This window comes from Arthrobacter sp. Soil_C_49 (assembly GCF_057656635.1).
Window position 1 is genome coordinate 1 of sequence record NZ_JBDGJZ010000023.1, and the last position, 13,737, is coordinate 13,737.

The following is a 13,737-nucleotide window of genomic DNA, read 5'->3' on the forward strand; positions in this document are numbered from 1 at the left end:
CCAGGACAATGGCTTTCATCTCTTCTCCTTCGGGGATTTCCCCCTGAAATAACGGAAACGGGTCTGCGGTTTCCAGGTCAGTTGTTTGCGGCTGCTACCGCACCAAGTGTTGATGGGTGGGCGTCTGATAACAGGCGGCGCAGCTCCGCAACCACTTCGGACACAAACTCGTCGTCATTGATATGGCGATCGCTGTGTATGACTTTGATGTCGGGCCGAAGTTCGTTTTTAAGGGCTTTGATGAATGCCTGGTTAGCTGAAGGGGACCAGAACCGGCCGCCCTCGCGGTCATTAATGGAGAAGCCGCCCTCGGGGATGCAGATAACGGTGGGGCCGGTGGACAAGTTTGCCTTCTTAGCGAATTCCTGTCCGAGGATGATCATTTCCCGGGCGTCCAGACGGACCAGGGTCAGCTCGGGGTTGTGGCCGAACATTGTTCGTCCGGGATACTGCCGCTGGGTTTCCGCCAAGTCGCCGCAGGTGATGAAGTCGAGGCATCCCGGAACTAGAACCTGGGGAAGACCTAGGCGGCCAGCGGTTTCCATACGGCCAGGTCCGGCATCCATCAGCCCACCGATCTTGGTACCGGCCAGTTCGGTCAGGGTGAAGTCAAGAACGGCGGCGACCTCGCCGGAGGCCACAAAATTCTCCAGGGCCCGGCCGCCCACGCCATTGGCATGGAACGCCACCAAGTCAAAGCCGTCCCCTTCGATCTGGTCGCGGGCTCTCATCACCGCGTCAGTGGTGTTGCCATTCAGCGAGACGGCGATTGCCGGGCGGGGTTTTCCGTCGCGCTTGACATGGGCTGTGGCGGCGGCCGCGCCGACTACATAGCCCGCTGCGGAACGAAGAACCGCGGAGGTGATGGAATTCAGACCGACAATATCCGCGACTGAATGCAGGGTGGCGACGTCCCTCGTCCCGACGTATGGCTCGAACTTCCGGTTACCCGAGGCCAGGGGCGAAACGACCATTTTAGGAAAACCAACCGGGGATGCCTCAAACGCCGTGCGAGTGACGTAAGCGCCCGCTCCCCCGACACAGAGCGCAGCATGGATGCGGCCGTCGCTTACCATCTTCGAGAAGGAAGCGGCGACGCCAGCCCGGAGTGCGGCGACAGCCTCACCACGATCCATACTGTCAATTTGCTCGCTGGAATAGCCGGCCGCCTGGGCTACTTCCTCCCGGCTAATGAGCGGCCGTCCCCCGCTGAGCTGAGCCCCTGTGAGGTGACGGTGGGCGCGGCCGGAAGTGTCGAGCAGGATCACGCTTGCGCCAAGCTGTTCTATTTCCGCCGCAACGGAGGTCAGCTCAACCGACTTAGTGTCCAGAGTGCCAATCACGAGAACCGTAAGCCATGTTCCGATGCTGCCCCGTTCGACTTGTCGAACACCTTCAGGCTTCTTTGCGTGCGTCATGCCACTCACGTTATGTCGACTTGGCGTACAACGTCAAGAGCATTTTCGACTTTTCGTTCGATCTCACCGAACGGACGACGCTTTTTAGTGTCGGAACGTTCGACGCAGCTTGTTGCTGGAAGGTTGGATTCCCCGGCGAGGGTGCAGTGACGTCCGGAGCGCGATGCGTAAAATAGATTCGGTAAGACCGAACGAAGGTGCGTTTCAGGCTGTGAGCAGGTGGTGACGAGCAGCGCTGAGCCGATGTACCTAGGAATGAGGGAGTGGACGCGGATGAGCGAAACCAGCGAGATCGAAGAAGAAGCGGACTCTACGGTCCAGATTGGCGACCGCCTGCGGGAGCTGAGGAACCAATACCAGTACAGTATTCGCGGGCTTGCCGGACGCGCAGGGGTTTCAGCATCGTTGGTGAGCGACATCGAAAAGGGTAAGGTCGAGCCGTCAATCTCGACATTAAAGCGCATGGCGGCAGCACTCGGTACGAACATCACCTACTTCTTCTCTGAGCCAACACAGGACAAGGGCAGGGTCGTCCGGGCAGCCGAACGAACTCCCATGGGTCCAAAGTCGTACCTGAGCGGCAGCCGCTCAGGCATGGAATCCAGCGGCGTCCGCTTTGAACTCGCTTCCCCTCCAGAGTCGGAAGCCATCGAAGCCATCTATGGACGCTACGAGGTCGGCGCGTCGACTGGTGATGAACCCTATACGCACGAGGGTGAAGAATGGGGAATGGTCTTGTCCGGCCGGCTCAAAGTTGTCTTGGAGGATCAGGTTTATTTCCTCGAACCCGGGGATTCAATCTGGTTTCCCAGTACGATTCCCCACAGGATGGAGAACGTAGCCACAACAGTCACCGAATACATTTGGATTGACACGCCCAAAAGCTTCTAAAAGCCTGGTTGGAAACGGCGGGCCGATACTGCTGCAATCAGTACCGGCCCGCCGGGCTTTTCTACTTGGCGAGCAGTCCAAGGTCAATCGGTAACGTGACGCCAGTGATGTAGCGAGCCTCGTCGGAGGCGAGCCATTTGACCGCATTGGTGACATCCGCGGTGTCGATCATTGGTACCTTCATCAGGTGATGCTCCACGAAGCCCGAGTGGGCGTCCTCAGCGTTCGGGTTCTCCAGGTCCGGGCGGAACATCTTAAAGACCCCAGGGTTGTTCAGCATGATGGTGTCAACATTGGTCGGGGCAAGCGCATTCGCCCTGATGTTGTGGGGGGCAAGTTCATTGGCCAGGTTACGCATCAGGCCGATGACGCCATGTTTAGCCGCGACATAATGGCCAAGGGTATGCAACGCCTTCAGCCCGGCCGTGGAACTAGTCAGGATGATGGACCCACCGTTGCCGGCCTCGATCATAGCCGGTACACCTGCCCGGACCGTCTTCCACACACCCGTCAGATTGATGTCAATCATCGTTTGCCAGGTTTCTTCGTCCAGTTCGGCCAGCTGACCGTAGGAGACGACGCCTGCGTTTGCGAGGATGATATCCAGACGGCCGAACTCACTCACGCCGTCCTTGACAGTAGCGGTCAAGCCATCCAGATCGCGGACGTCCACTTGGCGAGCCAGGATTTTGCCGCCAACTGCTTCTACCTGCCGGACCGTTTCCTCAAGCTCTGCTGAGGACGCCCCTTCATAGGGAACGGTGTCAATGGGTGCGCATGCATCTACTGCGATGATGTGGGCGCCTTCGGAGGCAAGGCCAACGGCATGCGAACGCCCTTGCCCACGAGCTACACCGGTTATGAAAGCAACTTTTCCGTCAAATCGTCCTGCCATAGCGGACTCTCCATTCTATCGGTTCTGAACGGTCCTAGCGTACAGATTTGGTTTATCCACCTCACGATACATGCTGGCGTCGAACAAAAGGAGGGTTTTTGGGTATTTTTCCCCGCCACGCTCTCTCGCTGCCGGTTTGGCCCCCTGGTTGCAAGACATTTTCGGCACTGGTTGCCATTACCCCTGACCGCGGTGTACTTTGTAGTCGTAATCACGACAGAACACGTGCCACTAAGTTGCAGCGGGAGAGTCCGGCACACCCCCGTCGGCGCCGTAGGAGCAAACCCTCCCCAGGAATCTCTCAGGCCCACGTACCGCTGCAACGCGGCAACTCTGGAAAGCAGCCCGGCCAACTCCTTCTGCGGGGAACGGGCTCACCGACGGTGCAAGCTGCTCCACGCCATGACGAGGAGCAGCGGAAACTCTCAGGTCCAATACAGAGCGGGGAGGAACCCAAACACCGGCGCCTGAAGCGCTGGTAGACACTGGAGTTCCTTATGACCGCCAATTCCAAAGCTGCTGCATTCGTCGACCGCCACATCGGCACGCGCAGGCAAGACCAAGTCGAAGCCATGTTGAAGGCTGTTGGCTACGACTCCATTGATTCCTTAGTCGACTCGGCTGTTCCGGCCGACATCCGACAGGACTCTTCCCTGGAACTGACCGGCGCGTTGAGTGAGGTGGAAGCCCTCGCCGAACTGCGCGGGCTGGCCGCCAAGAACAAGACCGCCGTGCAGATGATCGGGCAGGGCTACTACGACACCGTGACTCCTCCGGTAATCCGCCGCAACATCCTCGAAGCACCCGCCTGGTACACCGCCTACACCCCGTACCAGCCGGAGATTTCCCAGGGCCGGCTCGAGGCGTTGCTGAACTTCCAGACCATGATCCAGGACCTGGTGGGCCTGCCCATCGCCAACGCGTCGCTCCTCGATGAAGCCACCGCGGTAGCCGAAGCGGTCCTCATGATGCGCCGAGCCAACAAGAACAAGGACGCCAGGGACGCCAAGACTGTCCTAGACGCCGATTGCCTACCGCAGACCATCGCCATCGTGAAGGGCCGTGCCGAGGCGCTCGGCTTCGAGGTTGAAGTCGCCGACCTTGCCGAGGGACTGCCCGAGGGCGTCATCAACGGTGTGGTGCTCCAGCAGCCCGGTGTCTCCGGCCGGGTCTTCGACCACAGCGCCGTCATCGCGGACGCGAAAGAACGTGGTGCCCTGGTTACGGTCGCCGCCGATCTGCTTGCACTGACCCTCATTACGCCTCCGGGCGAGCAGGGGGCGGACATCGCCGTCGGCTCCACTCAGCGTTTTGGCGTGCCGTTGTTCTTTGGGGGGCCGCACGCCGCGTACATGGCTGTCCAGAAGGGCCTCGAACGCACCCTCCCTGGCCGCCTCGTGGGCGTTGCCAAGGACAACGCCGGCGTCCCCGCGTACCGCCTGGCCCTCCAGACCCGAGAGCAACACATCCGCCGCGAAAAGGCCACCTCCAACATCTGCACCGCGCAGGCACTGCTGGCCATCGTCTCCTCCATGTATGCGGTCTACCACGGCCCCCACGGGCTAAAAGCAATCGCCCAAGCCGTGCATGAAAATGCCAAAATCCTTGCGGGCTCCCTCCAAGCCGCTGGCTTGGAGGTGCTGCACACCAGCTTCTTTGACACCATCACGGTCCGTGTCCCCGGTAAAGCGAGAAGCGTGGTCGCAGCCGCTGAAGCCAAAGGCATCAACCTCCGTGTCATCGACAGCGACCTGGTCGGCGTATCAACCGACGAAACAACGACTGCCCAAGTCATTGCAGACGTCATGTACTCCTTCTCCATAGTGGCCGCCTACGGTGCACGCATAACAGGTAGCACGGACGGCTTTGCGCTGGACAGCGCCGTTGAGCGTATCTCGGCGTTCCTACAGCATCCGGTGTTCAACACCCACCGCTCCGAAACCCAGCTGCTGCGCTACATCCGCCGCCTCTCCGACCGCGACCTGGCGCTGGACCGCACCATGATCCCGCTGGGCTCCTGCACCATGAAGTTGAACGCCACCGCCGAGATGGAAGCCATCTCCTGGCCGGAGTTCGCCTCCATCCACCCGTTCGCACCGGATTCCCAGACTGCCGGTTGGCGTGAACTCATCGCCGGCCTGGAAGCTGACCTCGCCGAAATCACCGGCTACGACCAGGTTTCCATCCAGCCCAACGCAGGATCCCAGGGCGAACTCGCCGGCCTGTTGGCCATCCGCGGCTACCACCACTCCCGGGGCGAGGCGCAGCGCAACGTCTGCCTCATCCCAGCCTCAGCCCACGGCACCAACGCCGCCTCCGCCGTACTGGCGGGTATGAAGGTTGTTGTGGTGGCCACTGCCGCCGACGGCACCATCGACCACGCTGACCTGCAGGCCAAGATTGACGCCCACAAGGACGTCCTTTCGGCCATCATGATCACTTACCCGTCCACCCACGGCGTTTACGACGCCGATGTGCGAGAGGTTTGCGACGCCATCCACGCGGCCGGCGGCCAGGTGTATGTTGACGGCGCGAACCTGAACGCTTTGGTTGGTTTGGCACAGCCGGGCAAGTTCGGCGGCGACGTCTCCCACCTGAACTTGCATAAGACCTTCTGCATCCCGCACGGCGGCGGCGGACCCGGTGTCGGACCTGTTGCGGCGAAGGCGCACCTCGCCCCGTTTATGCCGGGCGACGCCAACAAGGCCGCCCACGAAGCCGGACATGGCGTTGCCATTTCGGCTTCGCGCTTCGGTTCCGCCGGTGTCCTGCCGATCTCCTGGGCCTACGTGAAGCTGATGGGCGGCCAGGGTTTGACCGAGGCCACCAAGTCGGCGCTTCTCGCCGCGAACTACGTGGCCGCCCGTCTGGATGAGCACTTCCCGGTCCTCTACACCGGCGAGAGCGGTTTGGTGGCGCACGAGTGCATCCTTGATCTGCGCGAACTCACGGCGAAGACCGGCGTCACGGCCGAGGACGTGGCGAAGCGTTTGATCGACTTCGGCTTCCACGCCCCCACGCTGTCCTTCCCGGTGGCGGGCACGCTCATGGTGGAGCCCACCGAGTCCGAGGACCTCGCGGAGATCGACCGCTTCATCGAAGCTATGATCATCATCCGCCAGGAGATCGACCAGGTGGCCGCCGGTGACTTCACCGTGGAGAAGTCCCCGCTGCGCAACGCGCCCCACACGGCAGTCGCCGTCTTATCTTCCGACTGGAACCGGACGTACCCGCGTGAGCAGGCCGCCTTCCCGGTGGCCTCCCTCCGACAGGACAAGTACTTCCCGCCGGTCGGCCGCATCGACGGCGCAGCAGGGGACCGCAACCTGGTCTGCTCCTGCCCTCCGCTTTCCGAATTTGAGAACTAAGGAATTCCGATGACTGAGAACTACACCGCGCTCTACGAGCAGCACAAGCTCGCCGGCGCCTCCTTCACCGACTTCGGTGGCTGGCAGATGCCCCTGAAGTACAACTCTGAACTGGCCGAACACCACGCCGTGCGCAACGCCGCCGGCCTGTTCGACCTCTCCCACATGGGTGAAATCTGGGTGACCGGCCCTGACGCCGGTGCCTTCCTGGACTATGCGCTGGTGGGCAAACTGTCCGCCGTTGCCGTCGGCAAGGCCAAGTACTCGCTGATTTGCCAACGAGATGGGGGCATTATCGACGACCTGATTTCCTACCGCCGTGCAGAGGACCGCTATCTGGTGGTGCCCAACGCCGGCAATGCCAAGGTGGTGGCAAGGGCACTGGCCGAAAGGGCAGCCGCGTTCGACGTCACAGTCGAGGACGCCTCCACCGAGACGTCCCTCATCGCCGTGCAGGGACCGAACGCCGAGGCCATCCTGCTTAAGCTGGTCCCCACCGAACAGCACTCGCTGGTGACGGAGCTGAAGTACTACGCGGCCGTCGAAGTAGAGATCAACGGTCAGCACCTGTTGCTTGCCCGGACCGGCTACACGGGCGAGGACGGCTTCGAGATTTACGCCAACAACGCGGCGGCCCCAGCGCTGTGGGATGCGCTGTTGGAAGCCGGGGCAGGGGAAGGTCTGGTCCCCGCCGGTCTCGCTTGCCGCGATTCGCTCCGCCTCGAAGCCGGAATGCCGCTGTACGGCAACGAGCTGTCCCGGCACGTCAACGCCTACGCAGCAGGGCTGGGCCCGGTGGTGTCGCTGGCGAAGGAAAGCGACTTCGTTGGCAAGGAAGCACTGGCAGCGGTCAAAGCTGCCGGCGTCGGCTCCACCGCGGGCCAGAAGCTTGTGGGCCTCAAAGGCACCGGCCGCCGTGCAGCCCGCGTGCACTACCCGGTCCTTAAGAACGGCACCTTGATTGGCGAGGTGACTTCCGGCCAACCCTCCCCCACCCTCGGCTACCCAGTGGCCATGGCCTACGTCGACGTCGAACACTCCGCCCCCGGTACCGTCCTGGACGTGGACCTCCGCGGCAAACCCGAACGCTTCGAGATCGTCGAACTCCCGTTCTACAAGCGCCAAAAGTAATCAAACAAGACCTAGCAAGCAAAGGAAAATCATCATGAGCAAAGTTGTTGCTGAACTGAAGTACTCCGCCGAGCACGAGTGGGTTGCTGTTGACGGATCCGGACCGACCGGCGTCGGGATCTCCGCTGTGGCTGCCGATGCCTTGGGCGACATTGTGTACGTGGACCTGCCCGAGGTTGGTTCCTCGGTGACTGCGGGGGAGACCTGCGGCGAGGTGGAATCCACCAAGTCCGTCTCGGACCTTTACGCACCCGTCACCGGCGAGGTTGTGGAGATCAACGACGAAGTGGTCTCCGACCCCGCGCTGATCAACAATGATCCCTACGGCGCCGGCTGGCTCTTCAAGGTGGCCGTCACCGAAGAAGGCCCGCTCATGTCCGCTGAAGAATACGCCGCAGCAAACGGCGGTGAACTGTGAACCCGGCAGCAGTGACCAAATTCGCCCAGGTCGTTTCCCCGTCCCTGGACGCGGACCTGTCCGTACTGGACCCTGAGATCGCAGCGAAGATTGACGACGAGCTCACCCGGCAGCGTGACGGCCTGGAGATGATCGCCTCCGAGAACCACACCGCCGTCGCCGTGATGCAGGCGCAGGGCTCGGTGCTGACCAACAAGTACGCCGAGGGCTACCCAGGCAAGCGCTACTACGGCGGCTGCGAGCACGTGGACGTCGTGGAGCAGCTCGCCATTGACCGCATCAAGGCACTGTTCGGCGCGGAGTTCGCCAACGTGCAGCCGCACTCCGGCGCGCAAGCGAACGCCTCGGTGATGCACGCGCTGATCAAGCCCGGCGACACCATCATGGGCCTGAACCTGGCCCACGGCGGCCACCTCACCCACGGCATGAAGATCAACTTCTCCGGCAAGCTCTACAACGTGGTGCCGTACGGCGTCCGTGAGGACACCCACACCGTGGACATGGCCGAGGTGGAGCGACTGGCGCAGGAGACCAAACCGGCGTTGATCGTGGCCGGCTGGTCTGCATACGCCCGCCAGCTGGACTTCGCCGAGTTCCGCCGCATCGCCGACTCCGTGGGCGCGTACTTGATGGTGGACATGGCGCACTTCGCCGGACTGGTGGCCGCCGGGCTGCACCCGTCACCGGTGCCGCACGCGCACGTCACCACGTCCACCACGCACAAGACCCTCGCCGGTCCGCGCGGCGGCATCATCCTGACGAACGACGCCGACATCGCCAAGAAGATCAACTCAGCTGTCTTTCCGGGCCAGCAGGGCGGCCCGCTGGAACACGTCATTGCGGGCAAGGCCGTCGCGTTCAAGATCGCGGCCTCGGCCGAGTTCAAGGAGCGCCAGGAGCGCGTCCTCGCCGGCGCCCGGATCCTGGCCGAACGCCTGGTCCAGCCCGACGTCACCGCCAACGGCATCAGCGTGATCTCCGGCGGCACCGACGTGCACCTGGTCCTCGTTGACCTGCGCAACTGCGAGCTCAACGGGCAACAGGCCGAGGACCGCCTCGCGGCCATCGACATCACAGTTAACCGCAACGCCGTCCCGTTCGACCCCCGCCCGCCGATGGTCACCTCCGGTCTCCGGATCGGCACGCCGGCGCTCGCCACGCGTGGGTTCGGCGAAGCTGCCTTCCGCGAGGTTGCCGACATCATCGCCGAAGCTTTGACGGCCGACGCCGACGCGGACCTTTCGGGGCTGCGTCACCGCGTCGAGGCCTTGGCTGCAGCCCACCCGCTCTACCCGGGCGTCACGAACCTCGCCTAAGGCTTCCTGCCCGTGGTCACTTTTGCCCGGTGGGACCGGCAGCCTCCGCGTGCTCGGTCGCGAATACGCCCGCTGAGCGGACGTGACGCTTCCTTAGACGCATGCTCACGGATACCGGGCCCGCGTCCGTCACCTCCTGCCCCGACCACGAACCGCTTGTAGATAGGAACCCGTCATGGCTGTTGGAGTCTTCGATCTCTTTTCGATCGGCATCGGCCCTTCCTCTTCTCATACTGTGGGGCCGATGCGGGCTGCTGCTGTGTTCGCGGAGGAGCTGAAGGCTTCCGGGGTGCTGGGGTCGGTGGCGGGGTTGCGGGTGGATCTATACGGATCATTGGCGGCCACGGGGCACGGGCACGGGACGATGACCGCGGTGCTGCTGGGGCTGGAGGGGTTCCATCCGGAGCTGATCCTGCCCGAGGAGGTGGGGGAACGCCTGGCCGCAATCGCCGAGACCGGGATGCTGCAGCTCGCCGGTGCCGTGCCGTTGCCCTATGGGGTGAAGGACATGGTGCTGCGGCCGTTGACGGTGCTGCCCCGGCACACGAACGGGATGACGTTCACCGTAAGTGATGAGGCCGGGGAGGTTTTGCATACGGCGACGTTCTTCTCGGTCGGTGGCGGTTTCATCGTCCGGGAGGGCGAAGAGGACGCGGCTCAGCAGGAGCTGGAGGCGTCCAAGAAGGAACTGCCCCTGCCGTTCCGGACCGCGGCGGAATTGCTGAAGCATTGCCGGGAGAGCGGGCTGGGGATCGCCGAGGTGATGTTCGTGAATGAGAAGGCGATCCGGACGGAGGCGGAGATTCGGGCCGGACTGCTGCATATCTGGTCGGTGATGGAGAACTGCGTAGCGACGTCCCTAACGCGGACCGGGGTATTGCCGGGCGGGCTGAAGGTTCGCCGCCGCGCCCCAGACTGGTATGACCGGTTGAAGAAGGAAAGTTCACGGCCGGACAGCGAGGGCCAGGACGAGGACTTCTACGACCAGAAGTATTGGCAGGAGTGGGTTAACTTGATCGCGCTGGCGGTCAATGAGGAGAACGCCTCCGGCGGGCGGGTGGTCACTGCCCCCACGAACGGGGCGGCCGGGATCATCCCGGCGGTGCTGTTTTACGCGTTGCATTTCGCGCCGGGGATGGAGAACGCCAGCCAGGAGGACCGCGACGACGTGGTGGTGAAGTTCCTGCTCGCTGCCGGCGCCGTGGGGGTGCTGTACAAGGAGCAGGCGTCGATTTCCGGGGCTGAGGTGGGCTGCCAGGGCGAGGTGGGTTCGGCGTCGTCGATGGCGGCGGCGGGCCTGGCCGAGGTGATGGGTGGGACCCCGGCGCAGGTGGAGAACGCGGCGGAGATCGCGATGGAGCACAACCTGGGCCTGACGTGTGACCCGATCGGGGGCCTGGTGCAGGTGCCCTGCATTGAACGGAATGCGATCGCGGCAGCCAAGGCGATTAACGCCGCGAAGATGGCGCTCTGGGGCGATGGTTCGCACCGGGTCTCGCTGGATGAGGTCATTGTGACCATGCGCGAGACCGGCAAGGACATGAGCTCCAAATACAAAGAAACCGCCATGGGCGGCCTCGCCGTCAACGTCGTCGAATGCTGAAGAAAGAAGAGCAATGACATTGGCACCTGAAGGCCGGAAGCTGCTCCGCGTTGAACAGCGCAACTCTGCTGTCCCGGTGGAGCGCAAGCCGGACTGGATCAAGGCCAAGGTCCAGATGGGCCCGGAGTTCGTCCAGCTCAAGAACCTGGTGAAGAAGGAAGGCCTGCACACGGTGTGTGAGGAGGCCGGCTGCCCCAACATCTTTGAGTGCTGGGAGGACAAGGAAGCCACGTTCCTGATCGGCGGGTCCGAGTGCACCCGGCGGTGCGATTTCTGCCAGATCGACACCGGCAAACCCTCCCCGGTGGACATGTTCGAACCGACCAAGGTGGCCCGGTCCGTGCAGGCGATGCAGCTGCGCTACGCCACCGTCACCGGCGTGGCCCGCGACGACCTCGAGGACGAGGGCGTGTGGCTGTACGCCGAGACGGTCCGCAAGATCCACGAACTGAACCCGGGCACCGGGGTGGAGCTGCTGATCCCCGACTTTTCCGGCAAACCCGAACACATCGCCGCGATCTGCGATTCCAGGCCCGAGGTGTTCGCACACAACGTCGAAACCGTGCCCAGGATTTTCAAGCGGATCCGCCCGGCGTTCCGCTACGACCGTTCCCTGGACGTGATCACGCAGGGCCGGAACCTGGGCATGGTGACCAAGTCCAACCTGATCCTGGGCATGGGCGAAACCCGCGAAGAAATCTCCGAAGCCCTGAAGGACCTGCACGAGGCCGGGTGCGACCTGATCACCATCACCCAGTACCTGCGCCCGTCCGAGCGGCACCTGCCGGTGGACCGGTGGGTCAAGCCGCAGGAATTCGTGGACCTCCAGGACGAGGCCACCGAGATCGGCTTCCTCGGCGTCACGAGTGGCCCGCTGGTCCGTTCCTCCTACCGCGCCGGCAGGCTCTGGGCCACCGCGATGCGCAAGAAGGGCTGGGACATCCCGGCAGAACTGGCCCACATCGAGTCTTCCGGCACCACCCGCCAGGAAGCCAGCTCCCTCCTCAGGTAGTGGCATTCGCCCGCTTAGGAGGCCTGCATGAGCTTTCTGAGCATTGCGTCCTTGTGTACAAAGCAGGCTCTTCTGCAGGCCCACAGAGCTCTTATAGCAGACCGGATGATTTCGACAACCCCCAGGACGGAAATGTCCCTGCTGGAGAAGCGAACCCGGCGCAGAATTGCTGAGATTATTTTGCCTTCGCCTGATTGGGAGTCGAGCCCGCCTTCCCCCACGTCACGGCCGTTGCCCGACTGCGTTAAGTGTCGAAGCTTACGGCGTCGAGCGCGTCGTCCATCCGCTCCTTAGGGCGGCTCAGGGTCGAAGTTTGCCCACAGCGCGCCCGAGAAGCCGCCGCTCGGCCCCCTAGGCGGCGTACATCGGGATCCCGGGGGTAGGAGGGCCGAGTTAGGCAAGTGCTTCCTCCAGCAGTGCGACGGAAGCGGGGTCATTCCCGTTCGGGCGGATCACTGTTGAGGCGGAAGCCCCGTCGTTACAGCCCTAGGCTTCCCCGAGGTGTCCGCCCGGGGCCAACACTGGGTCTTGACTGTTCGGCCAGACCGGACTAATCTTCCCATATAACGCAAATTCGTTCGGTGCAAACTATCGCCAACTGTAATTCCAAAAGGGATGACGTTGCTGATCCGGCCAAACTTTGACGCGTTGCGGCAGCGGCGGGAGTTGTGGTCCAAGCGCATGGAAATGCCTGAAGCTGAGAGCACAGGTTCAAGAAGTAGCCGCCTTATCCATGCCGACGAACGGTTGCGCCAGCGCAACAACAGCAGACATTCCAGTGGACGAGCCGGTCCAGACCAAGAACTTAGAAGGGGCATCATGACCGAATTGATTGCCATGCTGACGCACGACGACAAAACCGTCGAGAACGCTCGTGCTGTCTTCGATAGCGCCGTTGAGGCACCCACCAAGCACTGGGGATTCAAAGACACCGGACTCCCGCAGAAAGAGCAGGCACTGCTAGCCCGCGACATGAAGCAGGCAGGCAAGACAGTGCACTTTGAATCCCTTAAGGAGGAGGAGTCTGAGTGCTTGGCCGCCGCACAGTTCGCTGTCTCGGAGAACCTCGACTACCTCATCGGCATGGCATATCACCCATCTGTCGCCGACCTCCTGTCGAGTTCAGGAGTCCGCTACTTGCCGACTTGTGGCGCTCGAAGTGGAGTCCCGCGGATGCTTCACGGAACGATTGCAGAAATCGTGGCTGACGCACACTCAGTCCGTTCGAGCACAGATGGAGTGACCTTGTCTCTCTACCGATGGACAGACGGCGATCCCTCAGATCTTGGCGAGACTTTCATCCGAGAGGTTCCCTCTCCAGTGATAGTCACGGGATCCATCAACAGCACGAAGCGTCTCGACGAAATCGCACGGTTTGCGCCATGGGGGATCACCGTGGGCTCGGCGATCTTCGATGACGCCTTCGGCGTCGGAGACTTTGGCTCAACCCTTAAATGGATGCGTGAATACCTTGACGCCCGCGATGCCTCTGACGTCCGGTAGGACTTCGTTAGCTAGTTACGGACTGCCGAGGCTAGGGGCAGCGGCACGGATGCCTGCAACCTAGAGATATTTCAGTACCGGTGCGCCCACAGTTAAGGGAGCCGCCCTGGAAACCGCAGACCCGTTTCCGTTATTTCAGGGGGAAATCCCCGAAGGAGAAGAGATGAAAGCCATTGTCCTGG

General features: G+C 62.6%; 10 protein-coding genes and 2 riboswitches. Of the genes, 8 read left to right on the forward strand and 2 right to left on the reverse strand.

Annotation, left to right across the window (positions count from 1 at the left end):
* Window positions 1-77: 77 nt before the first annotated feature.
* Window positions 78-1,418, reverse strand: coding sequence for a Tm-1-like ATP-binding domain-containing protein (locus tag AC3A4Z_RS22410; RefSeq protein WP_498714481.1), 1,341 nt, complete (start codon window positions 1,416-1,418; stop codon window positions 78-80).
* Window positions 1,419-1,691: 273 nt separating this feature from the next.
* On the opposite strand from AC3A4Z_RS22410, the gene AC3A4Z_RS22415 reads away from it, so the two are divergent.
* The gene (locus tag AC3A4Z_RS22415) at window positions 1,692-2,309 is read left to right on the forward strand and encodes a cupin domain-containing protein (RefSeq protein ID WP_498714484.1); all 618 of its coding nucleotides are present in this window, start codon (window positions 1,692-1,694) and stop codon (window positions 2,307-2,309) included.
* A gap of 61 nt (window positions 2,310-2,370) precedes the next feature.
* Here AC3A4Z_RS22415 and AC3A4Z_RS22420 read toward each other — a convergent pair whose 3' ends face one another.
* On the reverse strand, window positions 2,371-3,204 hold the full coding sequence (locus AC3A4Z_RS22420; protein WP_498714486.1) for a mycofactocin-coupled SDR family oxidoreductase: 834 nt from the start codon (window positions 3,202-3,204) through the stop codon (window positions 2,371-2,373).
* A gap of 232 nt (window positions 3,205-3,436) precedes the next feature.
* Window positions 3,437-3,531, forward strand: a riboswitch (glycine riboswitch).
* Window positions 3,532-3,654: riboswitch (glycine riboswitch) on the forward strand.
* Between the two features lie 47 nt (window positions 3,655-3,701).
* On the opposite strand from AC3A4Z_RS22420, the gene gcvP reads away from it, so the two are divergent.
* The 7 genes from gcvP (at window position 3,702) to AC3A4Z_RS22455 (ending at window position 13,555) form a co-directional block, all read left to right on the forward strand.
* The gene (gcvP, locus tag AC3A4Z_RS22425; protein WP_498714488.1) at window positions 3,702-6,572 is read left to right on the forward strand and encodes an aminomethyl-transferring glycine dehydrogenase; all 2,871 of its coding nucleotides are present in this window, start codon (window positions 3,702-3,704) and stop codon (window positions 6,570-6,572) included.
* Window positions 6,573-6,581: 9 nt separating this feature from the next.
* Window positions 6,582-7,703, forward strand: a complete 1,122-nt coding sequence (gene gcvT, locus AC3A4Z_RS22430; RefSeq protein WP_498714491.1) for a glycine cleavage system aminomethyltransferase GcvT — start codon at window positions 6,582-6,584, stop codon at window positions 7,701-7,703.
* A 34-nt stretch (window positions 7,704-7,737) separates the two neighbouring features.
* Window positions 7,738-8,121: a glycine cleavage system protein GcvH gene (gene gcvH, locus AC3A4Z_RS22435; RefSeq protein ID WP_498714493.1), complete on the forward strand. Its 384-nt coding sequence runs from the start codon at window positions 7,738-7,740 to the stop codon at window positions 8,119-8,121.
* A complete protein-coding gene (gene glyA / locus AC3A4Z_RS22440; protein ID WP_498714498.1) occupies window positions 8,118-9,437 on the forward strand; it encodes a serine hydroxymethyltransferase in 1,320 nt (439 codons plus the stop codon). The genes gcvH and glyA overlap by 4 nt, the downstream gene beginning before the upstream one ends.
* Before the next feature lie 175 nt (window positions 9,438-9,612).
* A complete protein-coding gene (locus AC3A4Z_RS22445; protein ID WP_498714500.1) occupies window positions 9,613-11,040 on the forward strand; it encodes an L-serine ammonia-lyase in 1,428 nt (475 codons plus the stop codon).
* A gap of 13 nt (window positions 11,041-11,053) precedes the next feature.
* Entirely contained in the window at window positions 11,054-12,052 is a 999-nt protein-coding gene (gene lipA / locus AC3A4Z_RS22450) for a lipoyl synthase (RefSeq protein ID WP_498714503.1), read from the forward strand.
* Between the two features lie 819 nt (window positions 12,053-12,871).
* Complete coding sequence (locus AC3A4Z_RS22455) at window positions 12,872-13,555, forward strand: hypothetical protein (protein WP_498714506.1); 684 nt, start codon at window positions 12,872-12,874, stop codon at window positions 13,553-13,555.
* Window positions 13,556-13,737 lie beyond the last annotated feature (182 nt).